The sequence below is a fragment of the Psychrosphaera sp. 1_MG-2023 genome (assembly GCF_030548245.1).
In the GTDB taxonomy this organism is placed as follows: domain Bacteria; phylum Pseudomonadota; class Gammaproteobacteria; order Enterobacterales; family Alteromonadaceae; genus Psychrosphaera; species Psychrosphaera algicola.
The window spans coordinates 1-20,672 of sequence record NZ_JAUORW010000033.1; the positions used below are offsets into that span (position 1 = coordinate 1).

The window sequence follows — 20,672 nt, forward strand, 5'->3', positions numbered from 1 at the left end:
ATTTAAAGTCTCTTTAGAGAGAGTTTAAATCGAAAGAAGGTCACTTAGGTGGCCTTTTTTTATGGCTGAAATTTATGTAGCGGGATTATATCGGAAGAGTAAGGCTAGATGGCTAAAGTAAACAAGTTGCCGGAACTGTCACCGGTAGGGCGTTTTAGTGGCTGTTTATACTGGGCATATTGGGTTAAGAAAATTGCCCAGCAAAAATTGTAGCGGTATTGATTAACTGGCTTAGAAAATGGTTTCAGACTTATAGTGATACAGCGCTTGTAGTTAACGTTTCGTTTAGAAAAGGTTTGTCTCTCGCTTAATGCCCATTAATTGTGAGTATGGCTATAACCGAACGATGCAGTGCTGTGTGCAAATAAAACACTCAACAAATTGAGTGAAGAAAAGTGTTTTAACAGGGATCATAGACATTATTATGGGCGTTAATGTTGGGCGCTCTTAGATATAAAAAAAGACCCAAGTACACCTTAGTGTAAATGAGTCTTTTATTAACCGCTTATGTTATCCAGAGATATGCACAAACCCAGTTTGATATTCAATGGTTACTATAAAGTGTTTTAGTACATCAAAGCCAACTGACCCGCGCAGTTTTTTTCCTTTAATGCGACTAAATGATTTTTCGTACCGAGGTCTAAGGTCTAGACTGTGACCTTTATCAGGAACTGCGGTAGCAATTTTTTCAATCTCAAAAGGACCAATTTTTAACATAGGTATTTCAAGTTGGTTCATTTCAACTTCTTGATTCAACTCTTTTAATGTTACACGGCCGGTTTTGTAGTCTCGTAACCAATCGCGCTTTTCAGACAAACTACGATCTATTGTTAAGCCAAGTGGTGATGCGGTGTCGAGTAAAAACCAAGCATCCTTTTCTTTGTTCACTGAAAGCTTCACAATTGGTACGCCATGATCACCCTCTACTCGTGATTCAATATTGTTGTATTTTTTCATGTTCACAGATTTTCGGTCTAACATACGTATTTGTTTATTAGGGTAGTCCACTTGCAAAATATAAAATCTGAAAAAATGCATGCCAATGACAACATCGCCAGATGGCAGATCAGATTCGATTAAATCGTCCATCTTAAATTCCGTATCAAATATCTTGATAGGAACTTCGTTGTACACTTGATAAAATTCATCATCCCAAGAATTTGCTATTTTTGTAACGCCACCTTTACTTAAGTTGCTTCCATGTTTAGCGACAAAGTCTTTCGAAATGTAGTTACTCACCGTACCTGTGTCTAAAATCGCTGTGGTTTCAATGCCATTAAGTGTAATTGGAATGTGGACATATTTATCTTTTAAACTGATTGGAAACCAGCCATCTTCATTAGCCGATGCTGAGAATGCAAATACAAGTAACGCTGCTATTAAATAACGCATTGTTAAATCCCTTTTAAATTAGTTTTCATTGGTTGGCAATTTAGAGATTCCTGAAGATTTGGCAACCGAAAATCCGCTTTAAATGTAACATTATGTTGTAAACGTTACAGGACTGACACGTTAGGAAGTGTTTTGATCATAATATAAAGGCAACTTAGCCTCTTGCCATCATCCGCTACTTAAGTATAATGACGCTCCCCCGCTTTTATGAATTTCCCAAAACGTTTAAAGAATTCACAAAAGTGGTGTAACTGATGGTTTTTAAATCATAGGTAACTTTGATGCAGGGGCGTAGTTCCAATTGGTAGAACAGCGGTCTCCAAAACCGATGGTTGGGAGTTCGAGTCTCTCCGCCCCTGCCAAACCTCAAATGAAAGCATAATGACGTTTTCATTTGAGGTTTGGATTAATAATATTAACTTTGACTAATAGCAGTAATAAGGTGTTTCAATGAGTGCCAATGTTGAGCAATCCAATAGTGGATTGGATATCGTAAAATGGGTAATTGCAATCGCTTTGTTAGCGGGAGCTGTAGTTGCGAATAATATGTTTGAGCAGGAATCTGTATTGATCCGTGCTGTCGGTGTAGTTGCCGCAGTGATCATTGCTGCATTTTTTGCCGCGACGACAACCAAAGGCAAAACGTTTATAGGGTTCGCTAAAGAGTCAAATAAAGAAGTACGTAAGGTGATTTGGCCTACACGTCAAGAAGCGACTCAAACAACTCTAATTATTTTTGCTGCTACTGTCGTTATCGCCATATTACTGTATTTTTTAGATATGGGTTTACGTTGGTTAGTAAGCGCGTTAACCGGTGTAGGGATTTAATTTATGTCTGAGACTGAAACTGAAAACAAATTACGTTGGTATGTTGTTCAAGCTTATTCTGGATACGAAGGTCGAGTTCAGAAAACACTTGATGAACACATTAAAATAAACGGCATGGAAGAATTTTTCGGTCGTGTATTAGTTCCAACAGAAGAAGTTGTTGAAATGCGTGCTGGTCAAAAACGTCGCAGTGAAAGAAAATTCTTTCCTGGTTATGTTTTAGTAGAAATGGCCATGAACGAAGAAGCTTGGCATTTAGTTAAAAGTACGCCTCGTGTTCTTGGTTTCATCGGTGGTACTTCGGACCGCCCAGCACCAATTACAAATAAAGAAGCTGATGCGATCTTAAATCGTCTTGAAGAAAATGTTGATAAGCCTAAGCCTAAAACATTGTTCGAACCTGGCGAAGTTGTTCGCGTTACAGATGGTCCTTTTGCTGACTTTAACGGTGTTGTTGAAGAAGTGGATTACGAAAAGAGCCGCGTAAAAGTATCTGTATTAATATTTGGTCGTTCTACACCTGTTGAACTTGAGTTTGGCCAGGTAGAAAAAGATAAGTAATTCGTCAAGAAAAATTTATCTAAATATTGTAAAGGGTTGCGATTGTCTATATAATGCGCGACCCTTTTGTGTGTGATTTAGTTCATGTACAAAAAATGAAACTGGGAAGCCGCTGAGTAAGAAACCTCGTTCTTACTAGGCTAAGACCCAAAAAAAGAGGAAGCTAAAATGGCTAAGAAAATTGAAGCGCTAATCAAGTTGCAAGTTGCAGCTGGTGCAGCGAACCCAAGTCCTCCAGTTGGTCCTGCTCTAGGTCAACATGGTGTGAACATCATGGAATTCTGTAAAGCGTTTAACGCAAAAACTGGCGAAATGGAAAAAGGCGCGCCAGTGCCAGTTGTTATTACGGTTTATAACGATCGTTCTTTCACATTCGAAACTAAGACACCACCTGCAGCTTATTTACTTAAGAAAGCAGCTGGTATCAAGTCTGGTTCAGGTCGTCCTAACACTGAAAAAGTGGGCACAGTAACTCGTGCGCAGTTAGAAGAAATTGTTAAGACTAAAGAACCTGATCTAACAGCAGCGTCTATGGACGCAGCAGTACGCACCATTGCTGGCTCTGCCCGTGCAATGGGCTTGAATGTAGAGGGATAATCAATGGCTAAATTAACTAAACGCGCACGTTTGATACGTGAAAAAGTTGATGCAACTCGCGAATATGGCATTGACGAAGCGGTTACTCTTTTACAAGAGCTAGCTACTGCAAAATTCAAAGAAAGTATCGACGTTGCGATCAATCTTGGTATTGATCCTCGTAAATCTGACCAGAACGTTCGTGGTGCTACTGTACTACCTAACGGTACTGGTAAAGATGTACGTGTTGCGGTATTTACACAGGGTGCTAACGCAGACGCAGCTAAAGCAGCTGGCGCTGACATCGTTGGTATGGAAGACCTAGCTGAGCAAGTTAAAGCCGGCGTTATGGACTTCGACGTAGTTGTTGCATCTCCTGATGCGATGCGCGTTGTTGGTCAATTAGGTCAAATCTTAGGTCCACGTGGCCTAATGCCTAACCCTAAAGTTGGTACAGTAACTCCAGACGTAGCTACAGCAGTTAAAAATGCTAAAGCTGGTCAGGTTCGTTACCGTAACGACAAAAATGGTATTATCCATGCTTCTATTGGTAAAGTTGATTTTGATAAGGTTGCGATTGCGCAAAACCTTGAGTCACTATTAGCTGCTATCGTTAAAGCAAAACCGTCTTCAGCAAAAGGTACTTACGTAAAGAAAATTTCTCTTTCTACTACGATGGGTGCTGGTCTTGCAGTTGACCAAGGTTCTCTTTCTACAGAAAGATAATCTACGAATTCGGGTTGAAACATGAACTTAGGTTCGTGTTTCCGTCCAAGACCGTAGGTGTTGATAAGCTTAGCTTAGAAACTTAATTTCCTACGCAGATGGTGATGACCCCAGAAGAATACCTTCTGGCTTTCACCGAAGCTGTTTAAGACTTAGTCTTAAACTTAAGTAAAAGAGTTGATTGTAAAATCAATTCAAACCAGGAGAAAAGCTAATGGCCCTAAATCTTGATGGCAAAAAAGCAGTAGTTGCTGAAGTCCAAGAAGCAGCCAAAGGCGCTCTATCAGCAGTTGTTGTTGATGCTCGTGGTGTATCTGTTACTGCAATCACAAATCTTCGTAAAGAAGCACGTGAAAACGGCGTATGGATGAAGGTTGTTCGCAACACTTTAGCCAAGCTTGCAGTTGCTGGTACTGACTTCGAATGTCTTTCAGACGTATTCGTAGGTCCAACTCTTATCGCATTTTCTCATGAGCACCCAGGTGCTGGTGCGCGTATCTTTAAAGATTTCGCAAAGAAAAACGAAAAGTTTGAACTTAAGAGTGCATCGTTTGAAGGCAACGTAGTAGACGTAGACGTGCTTGCATCTCTACCTACATACGACGAAGCTATCGCACGACTAATGAGCGTTATGAAAGAAGCCTCTGCCGGCAAACTAGTGAAAACACTAGCAGCTGTAAAAGAAGCGAAAGAAGCTGCATAATTTTTAGTTTCATTTATTTGAACTATTTAGCAGTTTTTGGTGAAAGTTATTTAAAGCGAATTAATCGCTTACAAAGTAGGAATTTAAAATGTCTGTAACAAACGAACAAATCTTAGAAGCAATTGCAGAAATGTCTGTAATGCAAGTTGTAGAACTTGTTGAAGCAATGGAAGAAAAATTCGGTGTAACTGCAGCTGCTGCTGTTGTTGCTGGTCCTGCGGCTGGTGAAGCTGCTGAAGAGCAAACTGAATTCGACGTAATGTTAACGGCTGCTGGCCCTAACAAAGTTGCATCAATCAAAGCTGTACGTGCTGCGACTGGTCTTGGTCTTAAAGAAGCTAAAGGTATGGTTGAATCTGCACCTATCGCTGTTAAAGAAGCAGTTTCTAAAGGCGAAGCAGAAGAGCTTAAAGCAGCTCTTGAAGAAGCAGGCGCGTCTGTTGAAATCAAATAATCTAACTTTTGTTAGATTATCTGCCTAAGTTTTAGGCATGGGCTGGTGATAAAATATCACCGGCCTTTTTGCGCTATATCAGTTGAAAACTTTTATATTGCAATAAAATGACAGTAATATCATTCTGCTAATCGCATATAAAGAACGATTTTACTGTTAAAAGGTAGTCTGTTTAGTCTATTACTAACAGGCTTATAGGGTCAAAAATCAGCAAGCTGAGGAACCACATGGCTTACTCTTATTCTGAAAAGAAACGAATTCGTAAGGATTTTGGCAAGCGCGAACACGTTTTGGACATGCCTTATCTTCTACAAGTTCAGCTTGAATCTTATAATAAGTTCATTGAAGCGGACGTAGACGGTAATAACGGCATTGAAGCTGCATTCCGTTCTGTTTTCCCTATTAAGAGCTATTCAGGTAGCGCAGAGTTACAATTTGTTAGCTATCGCGTTGGTGAACCTGTATTTGATGTTAAAGAATGTCAAATCCGTGGTGTCACATACGCTGCACCACTGCGCGTAAAACTTCGTTTAGTTCTTATGGATAAAGAAGCTGCTCCAGGTACTGTTAAAGATATCAAAGAGCAAGAAGTTTACATGGGCGAAATGCCATTAATGACAGATAACGGTACTTTTGTAATCAATGGTACTGAGCGTGTTATCGTGTCCCAGTTACACCGTTCACCTGGTGTATTCTTCGATCACGACAAAGGTAAAACACACTCATCTGGTAAAGTTTTATATAATGCACGTGTTATTCCTTACCGTGGTTCTTGGTTAGACTTTGAGTTTGATCCTAAAGATAACCTATTTGTACGTATTGACCGTCGTCGTAAATTACCGGCAACTATCATCCTACGTTCATTAGATTATTCTACAGAAGAAATTCTAGAATTATTCTTCGATAATATCGCTATTGAAATCAAAGGCGATAAAATCTTAATGGAACTTCAACCTTCACGCCTTCGTGGTGAAACTGCTGTTTTTGATATTAAAGATCAAGACGGTGAAGTGATTGTTGAAACTGGTCGTCGTATTACAGCCCGTCATATTCGTACGATGGAAAAATCGAAGATCAGTAAGATAGAAGTTCCTCACGAATATATTATCGACAAAGTTCTTGCGAAAAACTATGTTGATGAATCAACCGGTGAAATCGTTGCTAACGCTAACGATCTAATTTCTCTTGAACTACTCGCTAAACTAGCTGAAGTAGGTCACAAGAAATTTGAAATTATCTACACTAATGAGTTAGATCACGGTTCATATATATCTGACACTCTACGTGTTGACTCTTCATCTGACCGCTTAGAAGCATTAATCGAAATTTATCGTATGATGCGCCCAGGCGAGCCACCGACAAAAGACTCTGCAGAAGCGTTGTTTGACAATCTGTTCTTCTCTCTAGAACGTTATGACTTGTCTGCTGTTGGCCGCATGAAGTTTAACCGTCGTGTTAGCCGTGACGACTTAACGGGTGAAGGTACACTAAGTAAGCAAGACATTATTGACGTAATGAAAACCCTTATCGACATTCGTGACGGTAAAGGCGACGTTGATGATATCGACCACTTAGGTAACCGTCGTATCCGTTCTGTTGGTGAAATGGCAGAAAACCAATTCCGCGTTGGTTTAGTGCGTGTAGAACGTGCTGTTAAAGAGCGCTTAAGCCTTGGTGACTTAGATAGTACTACGCCACAAGACTTAATTAACGCTAAGCCTATTTCAGCTGCAATCAAAGAATTCTTTGGTTCTAGCCAATTATCTCAGTTCATGGACCAAAACAACCCGCTTTCAGAAGTGACGCACAAACGTCGTATTTCTGCATTAGGCCCAGGTGGTTTAACACGTGAACGTGCAGGTTTCGAAGTTCGAGACGTTCACCCGACTCACTATGGTCGTGTATGTCCAATCGAAACACCTGAGGGACCAAACATCGGTTTGATCAACTCATTGTCAGTTTACGCGCGAGTTAACTCATATGGTTTCTTAGAAACACCATATCGTCGTGTTGTTGATGGTGTAGTGACTGGTGAAATTGATTACCTTTCTGCAATTGAAGAAGACAAGTTCGTAATCGCTCAGGCGAGTGCGGAAATGGATGCTGAAGGTCGTTTAACTGACGAACTAGTTCCATGTCGATTTAAAAATGAATTTACTATTACGAGTATTGACCAAGTTCAGTACATGGACGTAGCACCACAACAGGTTGTATCTGTTGCGGCAAGCTTAATCCCGTTCCTTGAACACGATGATGCTAACCGTGCCTTAATGGGTGCGAACATGCAACGTCAAGCCGTTCCTACTTTACGTGCTGATAAGCCGTTAGTTGGTACTGGTGTTGAAGCCGTAGTAGCAAAAGATTCTGGTGTAACAGTAGTCGCGAAACGTGGTGGTACAGTAGATTATGCTGATGCTTCTCGTATCGTTGTTAAAGTTAACGAAAGTGAGTGTCGTCCTGGTGAAGCCGGTATCGATATTTACAACTTAACTAAATACACCCGTTCTAACCAAAATACTTGTATCAACCAACGCACAACAGTTAGCGCTGGTGAACCGGTACAACGTGGTGACGTATTAGCTGACGGTCCTTCAACGGATCTAGGTGAATTGGCACTTGGTCAAAACATGCGCGTGGCATTCATGCCGTGGAATGGTTATAACTTCGAAGACTCGATACTCGTATCTGAGCGCGTTGTTAAAGAAGACCGTTTGACTACAATTCACATTCAAGAACTAAGCTGTGTTGCTCGCGACACGAAATTAGGTCCTGAAGAAGTAACTGCTGATATTCCAAACGTTGGTGAAGCTGCTCTAGGTAAACTAGATGACTCTGGTATCGTTTATATCGGTGCTGAAGTTAAAGGCGGTGACATCTTAGTTGGTAAAGTTACGCCTAAAGGCGAAACACAGCTAACTCCGGAAGAGAAACTTTTACGAGCAATCTTTGGTGAAAAAGCGTCTGACGTTAAAGACAGTTCGCTTCGCGTTCCTAACTCAGTATCTGGTACGGTTATCGACGTTCAAGTCTTTACTCGTGACGGTGTTGAGAAAGACAAACGTGCATTAGACATCGAAGAGATGCAATTAGCGCAAGCTAAGAAAGACTTAAATGAAGAGTTTAGAATCCTAGAAAACAATACATTCGCTCGTACGCGTGAATTATTAGTTTCTGGTGGCGCAGACGCAGCTTCTTTAGCTGGTCTAGTTGGTGAGAAGTTATTCCAACAAAGCCTAAGCGACGAAACTAAGCAAGACGAACTAGAGCAATTAGCGGCTAGCTACGAAGAGCTTAGAACTGAATATGATAAAAAATATGAAGTTAAACGTCGTAAGATCACTCAAGGTGATGACTTGGCACCAGGTGTACTTAAAATTGTTAAAGTATATCTTGCTGTTAAACGTCGTATCCAACCTGGTGATAAAATGGCCGGTCGTCATGGTAACAAAGGTGTAATCTCTACTATTGTTCCAGTGGAAGATATGCCTCATGATAAATATGGCGAGCCTGTTGATATCGTATTGAACCCGCTAGGTGTACCGTCGCGGATGAACGTTGGTCAGATACTAGAAACACACTTAGGTATGGCTGCTCGTGGTTTGGGTGAAAAACTTGACCGCATGATTAAAGAGCAGAAAGAACTTGCGGAAATCCGTGAATTCCTAGGCAAAATCTACGCATCTGGTACTTCGCGTCAAGAAGTTGATATTGATACTTTCTCTGATGATGAAGTTCGCCGTTTAGCACAAAACTTGCGTGCTGGTGTGCCAATTGCGACTCCAGTATTCGACGGTGCTGCCGAAGAAGAAATCAAAGACTTATTTGAACTTGCCGATATGCCTCGCAGTGGTCAATTTACCCTGTTTGATGGTCGTACTGGTAATGCGTTCGAACGTAAAGTAACTGTTGGTTACATGTACATGCTTAAACTTAACCACTTGGTTGATGACAAGATGCACGCACGTTCAACTGGTTCATACAGTCTAGTAACTCAGCAACCACTTGGTGGTAAAGCTCAGTTCGGTGGTCAGCGTTTCGGAGAGATGGAAGTATGGGCACTAGAAGCTTATGGTGCTGCTTACACGCTTCAAGAAATGCTAACTGTTAAGTCAGATGATGTTAATGGTCGTACTAAGATGTATAAAAACATCGTTGATGGTGACCATCGCATGGAACCTGCGATTCCGGAATCATTCAACGTATTGTTGAAAGAAATCCGTTCGTTAGGTTTAAACATCGAGCTGGAAGAAGAGTAAATCTAAAGGTAGCCCTTTAGGTTTCTGTAGAAATTGAGTGGTGGGGTAGACAATTGCGTTTGCCCCAATGTTTCACTCCGACAGGAGAACAAAAGTGAAAGACTTACTTAAGTTTTTGAAACAACAAAATAAAAGCGAAGAGTTTGATTCAATTCGAATCGGCTTAGCGTCTCCGGACGTAGTTCGCTCATGGTCTTTTGGTGAAGTTAAAAAGCCAGAAACCATCAACTATCGTACGTTCAAACCTGAACGCGATGGGTTGTTCTGTGCGCGTATCTTTGGTCCAGTAAAAGATTACGAATGTTTGTGTGGTAAATACAAGCGTCTTAAGCACCGTGGTGTTATCTGTGAAAAATGTGGCGTAGAAGTGACATTGACTAAAGTACGTCGTGAACGTATGGGTCATATCGAACTTGCAAGCCCAGTTGCACATATATGGTTCCTAAAATCATTACCGTCTCGTATCGGCTTAATGCTTGATATGACGTTACGTGATATTGAACGTGTCCTTTATTTTGAGTCTTATGCCGTTGTTGAAGCTGGCATGACGACACTTGAAAAAGGTCAAATGTTGTCTGAAGAAGAATATTTAGACTCATTAGAAGAGCACGGAGATGAATTTGAAGCGAAAATGGGTGCTGAAGCCGTTTTCGATCTTTTAAAAGACATCGACATCAATCAGCAATATGCTGAGATGAAAGAAGAACTTCCTACTGTTACGTCTGAAACAAAACGTAAAAAATTAACTAAACGCCTTAAATTAATGGAAGCGTTTGTTAATTCTGGTAACCGTCCTGAATGGATGGTTATGACAGTATTGCCTGTTCTTCCACCAGATCTTCGTCCATTGGTACCACTAGATGGTGGCCGTTTTGCGACGTCTGATTTGAATGACTTATACCGTCGTGTTATTAACCGTAATAACCGTTTGAAGCGTCTTTTAGACCTTGCTGCGCCTGATATTATCGTTCGCAACGAAAAACGTATGTTACAAGAAGCGGTTGATGCATTACTAGATAACGGTCGTCGTGGCCGCGCTATCACAGGTTCTAACAAACGTCCTCTTAAATCTTTGGCTGATATGATCAAAGGTAAACAGGGTCGTTTCCGTCAGAATCTACTAGGTAAGCGTGTTGACTACTCTGGTCGTTCTGTAATCACGGTTGGTCCTACTCTTAAATTGCACCAGTGTGGTCTTCCTAAGAAGATGGCACTTGAGTTATTTAAACCATTTATCTATGGCAAACTTGAACTTCGTGGCATGGCTACGACGATTAAAGCAGCTAAGAAAATGGTTGAGCGCGAAGTTGCGGAAGTTTGGGATATCTTAGATGAAGTTATCCGTGAACATCCAGTTATGTTAAACCGTGCACCAACGCTTCACAGACTTGGTATTCAAGCGTTTGAACCAGTTCTAATCGAAGGTAAAGCGATTCAGTTACACCCATTAGTATGTGCGGCATATAACGCCGACTTCGATGGTGACCAAATGGCTGTACACGTACCTTTGACTTTAGAAGCTCAGTTAGAAGCTCGTGCGTTGATGATGTCAACAAACAACATTCTTTCTCCAGCGAATGGTGAGCCAATCATCGTACCTTCACAGGACGTTGTATTAGGTTTGTACTACATGACTCGTGATCGCATTAATGCGAAAGGCGAAGGCATAGTATTCAAAGATGCAAAAGAAGCTGAGAAAGCATACCGTACAGGTTATGCCGATCTTCATGCTCGTGTAAAAGTGCGCATGACTCAAGTGACTTTTGATGAAGATGGAAATCGTTCTGAGCACACAGGTCTTGTTGCTACGACTGTCGGTCGTGCAATCTTATCTATGATCGCGCCAGTTGGATTCCCGTTTGAATTCATGAACCAAGCGTTAGGCAAAAAACAAATCTCAATGTTGATCAACGAGTGTTACCGTCGTCTTGGAATTAAAGACACTGTAATCTTCGCTGACCAAATCATGTATACCGGTTTCCACTACGCGATGTTAGCGGGTAACTCTATCGGTATCGACGATTTAGTTATTCCAGATGCTAAATATGACATTATTGAAGACTCTCAAGCAGAAGTTGCTGAAATTCAAGACCAGTTCCAACAAGGTCTAGTAACAGCTGGTGAGAAATACAATAAAGTTATCGATATCTGGTCAACGGCTAACGAAAAAGTTTCTAAAGCCATGATGGACAACCTTTCTACTGAAACGGTTATAAACCGTGACGGTGTAGAGGAAACTCAACCATCATTTAACAGCGTATTTATGATGGCTGACTCTGGTGCTCGTGGTAGTGCCGCTCAGATACGTCAGCTAGCTGGTATGCGTGGCTTGATGGCTAAGCCAGATGGCTCAATCATCGAAACGCCAATCACTGCAAACTTCCGTGAAGGTCTGAACGTACTACAGTACTTCATCTCTACTCACGGTGCGCGTAAAGGTTTGGCCGATACGGCATTGAAAACAGCTAACTCGGGTTACCTAACTCGACGTCTTGTTGATGTAGGCCAAGATTTGGTTATCAACGAAACAGACTGTGGTACGACTGAAGGTATCACGATGAAGCCATTAATCGAAGGCGGCGACGTTGTTGAGCCACTTCGTGAACGTGTACTTGGTCGTGTAACACTTACAGATGTAACAATTCCTAAGTCGAAAGAAGTTTTAGTTGAAGCTGGCACTATGTTAGACGAGAAATTGTGTGACTTGTTAGAGCAGCATTCAGTTGACGAAGTTGAAGTACGTTCAATCATCACTTGTGAAAACGATTTTGGTGTTTGTGCATACTGTTACGGTCGTGACCTAGCACGTGGTCACCTGATTAACCAAGGTGAGGCAGTTGGTGTTATCGCTGCTCAATCTATCGGTGAACCAGGTACACAGCTTACGATGCGTACTTTCCACATCGGTGGTGCGGCATCTAGAAACACGGCAGCTAACAGTGTTCAAGTTAAGAGTGACGGTACTGTTCGTCTTCATAACGCGAAACACGTTACAAACCGTGATGGTAAGATTGTAATCACATCTCGTTCTGCTGAAGTAACAATTATTGACGACCAAGGTCGTGAACGCGAGCGTTATAAACTGCCATATGGTGCGGTTATGACTATCCAAGACAATGATGACGTTAAAGGTAACGACATTGTTGCAAACTGGGACCCGCATTCGCATCCAATTATTGTTGAACGTCCAGCGAAGATCCAATTCTCTGACGTTGAAGAAGCGAATACAGAAGTACAGACAGATGAACTAACTGGTTTGACTCGTACTGTTGTTAAAGACCTGTCTTTAGCTAACGCAAAAGAGCCGAAACTAATTGTAGATTCTGGCGAATCAGGTATGCAGGAAATTCGTTTACCTTCATTCACTACGATTGAAGCTAAAGACGGTTCTCAAGTTGTACCAGGTGACGTATTAGCACGTATACCTCAAGAAGGTTCAAAAACTCGTGACATCACGGGTGGTCTACCTCGAGTTGCAGACTTGTTCGAAGCTCGTAAGCCAAAAGAACCTGCTATCCTTGCTGAAATTAGCGGTACTGTTAGTTTTGGTAAAGAAACGAAGGGTAAGAAACGCTTAGTTATTACTCCTGAGGAAGGCGATGCGCACGAAGAGATGATCCCTAAATGGCGTCAACTTAACGTGTTCGAAGGTGAATCAGTTTATACTGGTGAAGTTATTGCTGATGGCCCAGAGGCTCCGCATGACATCCTACGTCTACGTGGTATAACTGCATTCTCGAACTACATCGTAAATGAAGTTCAAGAAGTATACCGTCTACAAGGTGTAAAAATTAACGACAAGCACATTGAAGCTATCTGTCGTCAAATGTTACGTAAGGCTATCATCACTGATGCAGGTCAATCTGAGTTCCTAATTGGAGAACAGGTTGAAGTATCTAAAGTGAAAATTGCTAACCGTAAGTTATTGGCAGAAGGTAAAGACTTAGTGAAATTTGACCGAGACTTACTCGGCATAACTAAGGCTTCTTTGGCAACTGAATCGTTTATTTCTGCAGCTTCGTTCCAGGAAACGACTCGTGTACTTACAGAAGCAGCTGTTTCTGGTAAACGCGATGACTTACGTGGTCTGAAAGAAAACGTTATTGTTGGCCGTCTAATCCCAGCGGGTACTGGTTTCAGTTACCACTTGGAAAAAGCCGCAGCCGCAGCCGCGTTTGATAAAGTAGAAGATACTGAATCAGTAACTGCAGAAGATGCTGAACAGCAACTTGTCGCAGCGCTTAATGTTGGGAATGAGTAAGTCTCAACATTAGATAATAAAAACCCGCTAATTTAGCGGGTTTTTTTGTGTCTCGACGTTAGTCAATTACAAATAAAATGCTGACCAACTGGACCAAAATGATCACAGCTGGTCGTGGTAGGTTCTAGAAAAATCCCAATGGATTAATGTCGTAGCTCACCAAAAGATTTTTGGTTTGCTGATAATGTTCTAAAGCCATTTTGTGGGTTTCTCTGCCGATACCTGATTTTTTGTAGCCGCCAAATGCTGCATGAGCTGGGTACATGTGGTAACAGTTGGTCCAAACTCGTCCAGCTTGAATCTTCCTACCCATTCTAAAGGCTTTATTCATATCACGGGACCATACACCTGCCCCTAATCCAAACTCTGAGCTGTTGGCTAATTCAAGAGCTTCTGCTTCATCTTTGAATTTTGAAACTGAAATGACAGGGCCAAATATTTCCTCCTGAAAAACACGCATTTTATTATGGCCTTCAAGCAATGTAGGTTGGATGTAATAGCCGGTACTCAGATCACCATCAATTGATTCGACATTACCGCCAATTAGTACTTTCGCTCCTTCATTCTTACCTATTTCAATGTAAGACATGATTTTATCAAATTGCTCTTTGGATGCTTGAGCGCCCACCATAGTTTCAGTGTCTAATGGATCGCCTCGCTTAATAAGTTTACTTCGGGCGATAACCTTTTCGATAAATTCATCATAAATGTCCTCGTGAACAAAAAGACGAGACGGGCAGGTACATACTTCCCCTTGGTTGAAATACGCTAATACAGCGCCTTCAATGCATTTACTTTGATATTCGTCTTCGTGATCAAACACGTCTGGGAAGTAGATGTTTGGTGACTTACCACCAAGTTCAACGGTTGATGGAATAATGTTTTCTGCAGCACATTTTAAAATATGAGAACCTACAGGAGTCGAACCAGTGAAGGCAATTTTGGCGATTCTATCGCTGGTTGCCAATGCTTGTCCGGCTTCGACACCAAAGCCATTTACGATATTTAGGACGCCAGGAGGAAGGACGTCTTGAATGAGCTCTGCAACAACAAGTATCGAAGCTGGTGTTTGTTCCGCTGGTTTTAGGACAACACAGTTACCAGCTGCTAATGCCGGACACAGTTTCCAAGCCGCCATTAATATAGGGAAGTTCCACGGAATAATTTGGCCAACGACACCAAGTGGTTCGTGTATGTGATACGACATCGTGTTTTCGTCTATTTCAGCTAGCGATCCTTCCTGTGCTCTGATGCAACCGGCAAAATAGCGGAAATGATCAATGGCTAAAGGAACGTCTGCCGCTAAGGTTTCTCGTACCGCTTTACCATTATCCCAAGTATCCGCGACCGCAATTAGTTCTAAGTTTTGTTCCATGATATCAGCGATTTTCAGCATTAAATTTGCTCGTGTAGCCGCGGGAGTTGTGCCCCAACTGTCTTTGGCTTTGTGTGCTGCATCTAACGCAAGGTTTATATCTTTTTCATTAGAACGTGGAATTCGACAAAATGGCTGGCCGTTCACGGGACTCACATTATCGAAATATTGGCCATCAACTGGTTTTACCCATTCTCCACCAATAAAGTTTTGGTATTCATCTTTAAATTGTACGACGGCACCTGGTGCCCCTGGTCTTTTATAAATCATGGCAATTGCCCCTGTTGTGACTATTTATTATTAATTTTATAAGGGTGGTTTTCTGTACAAACCAAGAGTAAATTAGCTAGTATCTAGTGATGTTGCTGTGCTGTAAGTTCGCTTTTATTTGCTGACAGTCCGAAAGGAGAGGTTGATGATCCAAAATAGAATCGTGAAACGAACACCTAAAGTCTTAGTTGAGAACAAAGTTAGTTTTGCCGCGGAGAGCTCTGAACTCAGTATTTACGATACATATCAAAGTGCTAGCAAAGTGGGACTGGTGTCCGACCAACTGATGTTTTGTGGCATGGTATCAGGCAAAAAGATTATGCACTCCGGCGACGTACACGATGTCTTTTTACCCCATGAATCTTTTGTTATGGCCCCAAATCAAGTTGTGGAAATTGATTTCCCCGAAGCAAATATAAACACGCCGACAACGTGCTTAGCTATTGAGATTGCGCCTGAACGAGTTCATTTAGTCGCCGACCAATTAAATAAAGTAAGTCCTAAAAATAAAGAGTTTGGTGATTGGCGTTATCAAAATAAGGTACTTCACACTCACCATACAACGCAGACTCAAGCGCTACTTGATCGTATCGTAGAAATTTTTACCGAAAACAATCCAGATCGACAATTTTTGATCGACCTTGCGGTAACTGAATTAAGTGCACGGTTGTTGCGACAACAAACGCGGGATTTTATTGTAGCTTATTGCCAACATGACCCTGAAGCGAATCAAATTAACGCTGTAGTGAATTACATTCTTGCAAACCTCGAACAACCACTTGATATCGAACATCTTTGTAAAATGGCCTTTATGGGCAGAACCAAGTTTTTTAGCGAATTTAAAAATCACCTAGGATGTTCGCCTATTGTTTTTCAACAACAGGAGCGATTGAAAAAAGCTGCTCGCTTATTAGAGAAAGGAATGCAAATTACAGAAGCAAGCTTCATTGTTGGCTTTCAAAACACAAGTCATTTTAGTAAAGCTTTTCGGGCGTTTTTTGGGCAAAGTCCAACATTATATAAACAACAAAAATCAAATATTTACAGGTTAAATTAATTCATCCTAAATTGTTTTAGTGATTTAACTTATTGTATTTCATGTAAAATAAGTGGGTTTGATAAGCGCGGAGCCCACTGGTGTAGATGGCGCCCGTTAACTAAATAAATATTGCTGTCCTCTAAATCTTACTAAGTTTCCAAATTCCTACTGATCTTTTATTTTGATCCTAGTCATTCGCAGGTTGACAGGTTGATTTTCGAGCATTAGAATACGCCACCCCTTAATTTAGGGGAGGCGCGATTGTGCGTCTATGGGTAGAAATCAACTAATCAGGAGCTTTAAATGGCAACTATTAACCAGTTGGTACGTAAGCCTCGTCGCTCTAAGACAAAACGTAATATGTCTGAAGCATTGGACGCATGTCCTCAAAGACGTGGTGTATGTACTCGTGTTTATACAACTACACCTAAGAAGCCGAACTCTGCACTACGTAAAGTAGCTCGTGTTCGTCTTACTAATGGTAACGAAGTTACATCTTATATCGGTGGTGAAGGTCATAACCTTCAGGAACATAGCGTAATCTTAATCCGTGGTGGTCGTGTTAAAGACTTACCAGGTGTACGTTTCCACACTGTACGTGGCGCACTTGACTGTGCTGGCGTTGCAGACCGTCGCGTAGGCCGTTCGAAATACGGTACTAAAAAGCCAAAATCTTAACGGTTCTCCGTTAGTAAGGCCAAGCAAACTTAATTATTAGTTTTGGGTTATTCCTGAAGCATACCGGAGAATTAAAATGCCAAGAAGAAGAGTCGTAGGTCAACGTAAAGTTCTTCCTGATCCTAAGTTCGGATCAGAGTTATTGACCAAATTCATCAACGTAGTAATGTTAGATGGCAAAAAAGCTGTAGCTGAGAAAATCATCTACGGTGCGTTAGACGTAGCATCAGAGAAATCTGGCAAAGCTCACCTCACAATCCTTGAAGAAGCACTAGACAACGTTCGCCCTAGCGTCGAGGTTAAATCTCGTCGTGTTGGTGGTTCTACGTACCAAGTACCTGTAGAAGTTCGTCCTGTGCGTCGTAATACACTAGCCATGCGTTGGTTAGTTGAAGCTGCCCGCAAACGAGGTGAGAAATCAATGGCTTTACGTCTAGCTCACGAATTAGCTGACGCTGCTGATAACAAAGGTTCTGCTGTTAAAAAACGTGAAGACGTTCATAAAATGGCAGACGCGAATAAAGCATTCGCTCATTACCGTTGGTAATCAACAGATTTTAGATGGAACCATTAAGAGGAATTTATGGCGCGTAAGACACCAATTGAGCAATACCGAAATATCGGCATCGTTGCTCATGTTGATGCCGGTAAAACGACAACAACTGAACGAGTACTTTTTTATACTGGTCTTTCTCATAAGATCGGCGAAGTGCACGATGGTGCGGCGACTATGGACTGGATGGAACAGGAGCAGGAGCGTGGTATAACCATTACTTCTGCTGCTACCACCTGTTTTTGGCGCGGTATGGATGGTCAGTTTACTGATCATCGAATTAACATTATTGATACCCCAGGGCACGTAGACTTTACGATTGAAGTAGAGCGTTCATTACGTGTTTTGGATGGTGCAGTAGTTGTTTTGTGTGCATCTTCGGGTGTGCAACCGCAAACGGAAACGGTTTGGCGTCAAGCTGATAAGTATCATGTACCGCGTATGATCTTTGTAAACAAGATGGACCGCACAGGTGCAGACTTTTTGTCTGTTGTACAACAGATAAAAGATCGCTTGGGTGCTACACCGGTTCCAGTTCAATTACCAATAGGTGCCGAAGATAATTTTCAGGGCGTTGTTGACCTCTTTAAGATGAAAGCAATTAACTGGACTGAATCTGACCAAGGTATGTCATTCACTTATGAAGACATTCCAGCGGATATGGCAGAGTTAGCTGAAGAATACCGCCAAGAGATGATCGAAGCGGCTGCGGAAGCTAACGACGATTTGATGGACAAGTATCTTGAAGGTGAAGACCTGACAGAAGTAGAAATCAAAGCGGCCTTGCGTCAACGAACACTCAAAAATGAAATTGTTCTTTGTGCATGTGGATCGGCATTCAAAAATAAAGGCGTACAAGCTGTGCTAGACATGGTTGTCGAATTTATGCCTGCCCCCACAGATGTTCCAGCAATACAAGGTATCAATGAAGATGATTCAATTGGCGAACGCCATGCTGATGACTCTGAACCCTTTGCGGCACTTGCATTTAAAATTGCAACTGACCCATTTGTTGGTACCTTAACCTTTTTCCGCGTTTATTCTGGTGTTGTGCAAACTGGTGACAGTGTGTTCAATCCAATTAAAGGCAAAAAAGAACGTTTTGGGCGTATCGTACAGATGCACTCAAACAACCGTGAAGAAATAAAAGAAGTAAGAGCGGGTGATATTGCCGCGGCCGTAGGCCTTAAAGCAGTAACCACAGGTGAAACTTTGTGTTCACCAGATCACAAGATCACGCTTGAGCGAATGGAGTTTCCAGATCCAGTTATTTCTATTGCGGTAGAACCAAGATCGCAACCAGACCAAGAAAAAATGGCCGTGGCGCTAGGCAAGCTAGCAGCAGAAGACCCGTCGTTCCGAGTGGCAACTGACGAAGAATCTGGCCAAACCATTATTTCTGGCATGGGCGAACTTCATTTGGATATAATCGTTGACCGTATGCGTCGCGAGTTTAACGTTGACTGTAATGTCGGTAAGCCTCAAGTGGCCTATCGAGAATGTATTACTTCAGCGGTCGAAATTGAAGGGAAATTTATACGTCAATCAGGTGGTCGTGGCCAATATGGTCATGTCTGGTTGAAGTTAGAGCCTATGAGCGTAGAAGGCGACAAAACCTATGAATTCGTTAACGAAGTTGTAGGCGGCGTTATCCCTAAAGAGTACATTCCTGCTATTGATAAAGGTATTCAAGAGCAAATTAAGAATGGTGTACTTGCTGGGTACCCAGTATTGGGCGTCAAGGCAACATTATTTGATGGTTCATTCCATGATGTTGACTCTAATGAAATGGCGTTTAAAATTGCCGGTTCAATGGCATTCAGAGATGGAGCCTTGAAAGCATCACCTAAGTTACTCGAGCCGATGATGAAAGTAGAAGTCATTTCGCCTGAAGGTAATATGGGCGATGTTGTTGGTGACCTCAACCGCCGTCGAGGAATGATTGACGGTATGGACGATGCACCAGGCGGACTAAAAGCCATTAAAGCGCAAGTACCTCTGGCTGAAATGTTTGGATATGCAACTGCGTTGCGAAGTGCAACTCAGGGGCGAGCTTCGTACTCCATGGAATTTATGAAGTACGCTGAAGCACCTAACAATGTCGCAGACATAATAATGTCTGGCAGACGATAACTATTATTTAATTATTGCGACCTATAAATAGGTCAAATTATCAATTTAAGGAAACTTAAAAATGGCTAGACAAAAGTTTGAACGTACGAAACCGCACGTTAACGTTGGTACAATCGGTCACGTTGACCACGGTAAAACTACATTAACAGCTGCAATCTCTGCAGTTCTTTCTAAAACTTACGGTGGTGAGTCTCGCGATTTCGCACAAATCGATAATGCTCCAGAAGAGCGTGAGCGTGGTATTACAATTAATACTTCTCACATCGAGTATGACACTCCAACTCGTCACTACGCACACGTAGATTGTCCAGGACACGCCGATTATGTTAAAAACATGATCACTGGTGCTGCTCAAATGGACGGCGCGATCTTAGTAGTTGCAGCGACAGACGGCCCTATGCCTCAAACTCGTGAGCACATCCTACTTTCACGTCAGGTTGGTGTACCTTTCATCATCGTATTCATGAACAAATGTGACATGGTTGATGACGAAGAGTTACTAGAATTAGTAGAGATGGAAGTTCGTGAACTTCTTTCAGAATACGAATTCCCAGGTGACGATTTACCACTAATCGCTGGTTCTGCGTTAAAAGCTCTAGAAGGCGAAGCAGAATGGGAAGCAAAAATCATTGAGCTTGCAGAAGCACTTGATACTTATATCCCAGAGCCAGAGCGTGACATCGATAAGCCATTCATCATGCCTATCGAAGACGTATTCTCAATCTCAGGCCGTGGTACAGTAGTAACAGGTCGTGTTGAGCAAGGTATCGTAAACACTGGTGACTCAGTTGAAATCGTAGGTATCAAAGATACAACGACAACAACTTGTACAGGTGTTGAAATGTTCCGTAAATTGCTTGACGAAGG

The 20,672-nt window shown here is 41.9% G+C and carries 15 protein-coding genes and 1 tRNA gene; 14 read left to right on the forward strand and 2 right to left on the reverse strand.

What is annotated here, in order from left to right; all coding sequences use genetic code 11:
- Positions 1-510: 510 nt before the first annotated feature.
- A complete protein-coding gene (locus Q4575_RS19060) occupies positions 511-1,392 on the reverse strand; it encodes an aspartyl protease family protein (protein ID WP_215963889.1) in 882 nt (293 codons plus the stop codon).
- A gap of 285 nt (positions 1,393-1,677) precedes the next feature.
- Here Q4575_RS19060 and Q4575_RS19065 point away from each other — a divergent pair.
- From Q4575_RS19065 to rpoC, 9 genes are all read left to right on the forward strand, one after another.
- A tRNA-Trp gene (locus Q4575_RS19065) sits at positions 1,678-1,754 on the forward strand.
- Between the two features lie 88 nt (positions 1,755-1,842).
- Positions 1,843-2,220 (forward strand): preprotein translocase subunit SecE, encoded by a 378-nt coding sequence (gene secE, locus Q4575_RS19070; RefSeq protein ID WP_215963888.1) that lies wholly within the window; start codon positions 1,843-1,845, stop codon positions 2,218-2,220.
- 3 nt (positions 2,221-2,223) lie between these two features.
- Entirely contained in the window at positions 2,224-2,781 is a 558-nt protein-coding gene (gene nusG, locus Q4575_RS19075; protein ID WP_215963887.1) for a transcription termination/antitermination protein NusG, read from the forward strand.
- Positions 2,782-2,949: 168 nt separating this feature from the next.
- Positions 2,950-3,378 carry a 50S ribosomal protein L11 gene (rplK, locus tag Q4575_RS19080; RefSeq protein ID WP_215963886.1) on the forward strand — a complete coding sequence of 143 codons (429 nt, stop codon included), beginning with the start codon at positions 2,950-2,952 and terminating at the stop codon, positions 3,376-3,378.
- Positions 3,379-3,381: 3 nt separating this feature from the next.
- Positions 3,382-4,083 (forward strand): 50S ribosomal protein L1, encoded by a 702-nt coding sequence (gene rplA, locus Q4575_RS19085; protein ID WP_215963885.1) that lies wholly within the window; start codon positions 3,382-3,384, stop codon positions 4,081-4,083.
- A 214-nt stretch (positions 4,084-4,297) separates the two neighbouring features.
- Positions 4,298-4,786 carry a 50S ribosomal protein L10 gene (gene rplJ, locus Q4575_RS19090; RefSeq protein ID WP_215963884.1) on the forward strand — a complete coding sequence of 163 codons (489 nt, stop codon included), beginning with the start codon at positions 4,298-4,300 and terminating at the stop codon, positions 4,784-4,786.
- A gap of 88 nt (positions 4,787-4,874) precedes the next feature.
- The gene (gene rplL / locus Q4575_RS19095; protein WP_215963883.1) at positions 4,875-5,240 is read left to right on the forward strand and encodes a 50S ribosomal protein L7/L12; all 366 of its coding nucleotides are present in this window, start codon (positions 4,875-4,877) and stop codon (positions 5,238-5,240) included.
- A gap of 227 nt (positions 5,241-5,467) precedes the next feature.
- Positions 5,468-9,496 (forward strand): DNA-directed RNA polymerase subunit beta, encoded by a 4,029-nt coding sequence (gene rpoB, locus Q4575_RS19100; RefSeq protein ID WP_303523885.1) that lies wholly within the window; start codon positions 5,468-5,470, stop codon positions 9,494-9,496.
- A 94-nt stretch (positions 9,497-9,590) separates the two neighbouring features.
- Positions 9,591-13,757, forward strand: a complete 4,167-nt coding sequence (gene rpoC / locus Q4575_RS19105; protein WP_303523886.1) for a DNA-directed RNA polymerase subunit beta' — start codon at positions 9,591-9,593, stop codon at positions 13,755-13,757.
- A gap of 124 nt (positions 13,758-13,881) precedes the next feature.
- Here the strand turns inward: rpoC and Q4575_RS19110 are convergent, their stop codons facing one another.
- Positions 13,882-15,402, reverse strand: coding sequence for an aldehyde dehydrogenase family protein (locus Q4575_RS19110; protein ID WP_215963880.1), 1,521 nt, complete (start codon positions 15,400-15,402; stop codon positions 13,882-13,884).
- Positions 15,403-15,547: 145 nt separating this feature from the next.
- Here Q4575_RS19110 and Q4575_RS19115 point away from each other — a divergent pair, with 145 nt between their 5' ends.
- The 5 genes from Q4575_RS19115 to Q4575_RS19135 form a co-directional block, all read left to right on the forward strand.
- Positions 15,548-16,459: an AraC family transcriptional regulator gene (locus Q4575_RS19115; protein ID WP_303523887.1), complete on the forward strand. Its 912-nt coding sequence runs from the start codon at positions 15,548-15,550 to the stop codon at positions 16,457-16,459.
- A gap of 285 nt (positions 16,460-16,744) precedes the next feature.
- Positions 16,745-17,119 carry a 30S ribosomal protein S12 gene (rpsL, locus tag Q4575_RS19120; protein WP_215963878.1) on the forward strand — a complete coding sequence of 125 codons (375 nt, stop codon included), beginning with the start codon at positions 16,745-16,747 and terminating at the stop codon, positions 17,117-17,119.
- Positions 17,120-17,195: 76 nt separating this feature from the next.
- The gene (rpsG, locus tag Q4575_RS19125) at positions 17,196-17,666 is read left to right on the forward strand and encodes a 30S ribosomal protein S7 (RefSeq protein WP_215963877.1); all 471 of its coding nucleotides are present in this window, start codon (positions 17,196-17,198) and stop codon (positions 17,664-17,666) included.
- Between the two features lie 36 nt (positions 17,667-17,702).
- Entirely contained in the window at positions 17,703-19,805 is a 2,103-nt protein-coding gene (gene fusA, locus Q4575_RS19130; protein WP_215963876.1) for an elongation factor G, read from the forward strand.
- Positions 19,806-19,866: 61 nt separating this feature from the next.
- A partial coding sequence (locus Q4575_RS19135; RefSeq protein WP_303523888.1) for an elongation factor Tu occupies positions 19,867-20,672 on the forward strand: 806 nt, incomplete at its 3' end.

Coding starts and splice junctions, on each gene's coding strand:
- Q4575_RS19060 (WP_215963889.1), bottom strand. CDS start 1,392: ATGCGTTATTTAATAGCAGCGTTACTTGTATTTGCATTCTCAGCATCG.
- secE (WP_215963888.1), top strand. CDS start 1,843: ATGAGTGCCAATGTTGAGCAATCCAATAGTGGATTGGATATCGTAAAA.
- nusG (WP_215963887.1), top strand. CDS start 2,224: ATGTCTGAGACTGAAACTGAAAACAAATTACGTTGGTATGTTGTTCAA.
- rplK (WP_215963886.1), top strand. CDS start 2,950: ATGGCTAAGAAAATTGAAGCGCTAATCAAGTTGCAAGTTGCAGCTGGT.
- rplA (WP_215963885.1), top strand. CDS start 3,382: ATGGCTAAATTAACTAAACGCGCACGTTTGATACGTGAAAAAGTTGAT.
- rplJ (WP_215963884.1), top strand. CDS start 4,298: ATGGCCCTAAATCTTGATGGCAAAAAAGCAGTAGTTGCTGAAGTCCAA.
- rplL (WP_215963883.1), top strand. CDS start 4,875: ATGTCTGTAACAAACGAACAAATCTTAGAAGCAATTGCAGAAATGTCT.
- rpoB (WP_303523885.1), top strand. CDS start 5,468: ATGGCTTACTCTTATTCTGAAAAGAAACGAATTCGTAAGGATTTTGGC.
- Q4575_RS19110 (WP_215963880.1), bottom strand. CDS start 15,402: ATGATTTATAAAAGACCAGGGGCACCAGGTGCCGTCGTACAATTTAAA.
- Q4575_RS19115 (WP_303523887.1), top strand. CDS start 15,548: ATGATCCAAAATAGAATCGTGAAACGAACACCTAAAGTCTTAGTTGAG.
- rpsL (WP_215963878.1), top strand. CDS start 16,745: ATGGCAACTATTAACCAGTTGGTACGTAAGCCTCGTCGCTCTAAGACA.
- rpsG (WP_215963877.1), top strand. CDS start 17,196: ATGCCAAGAAGAAGAGTCGTAGGTCAACGTAAAGTTCTTCCTGATCCT.
- fusA (WP_215963876.1), top strand. CDS start 17,703: ATGGCGCGTAAGACACCAATTGAGCAATACCGAAATATCGGCATCGTT.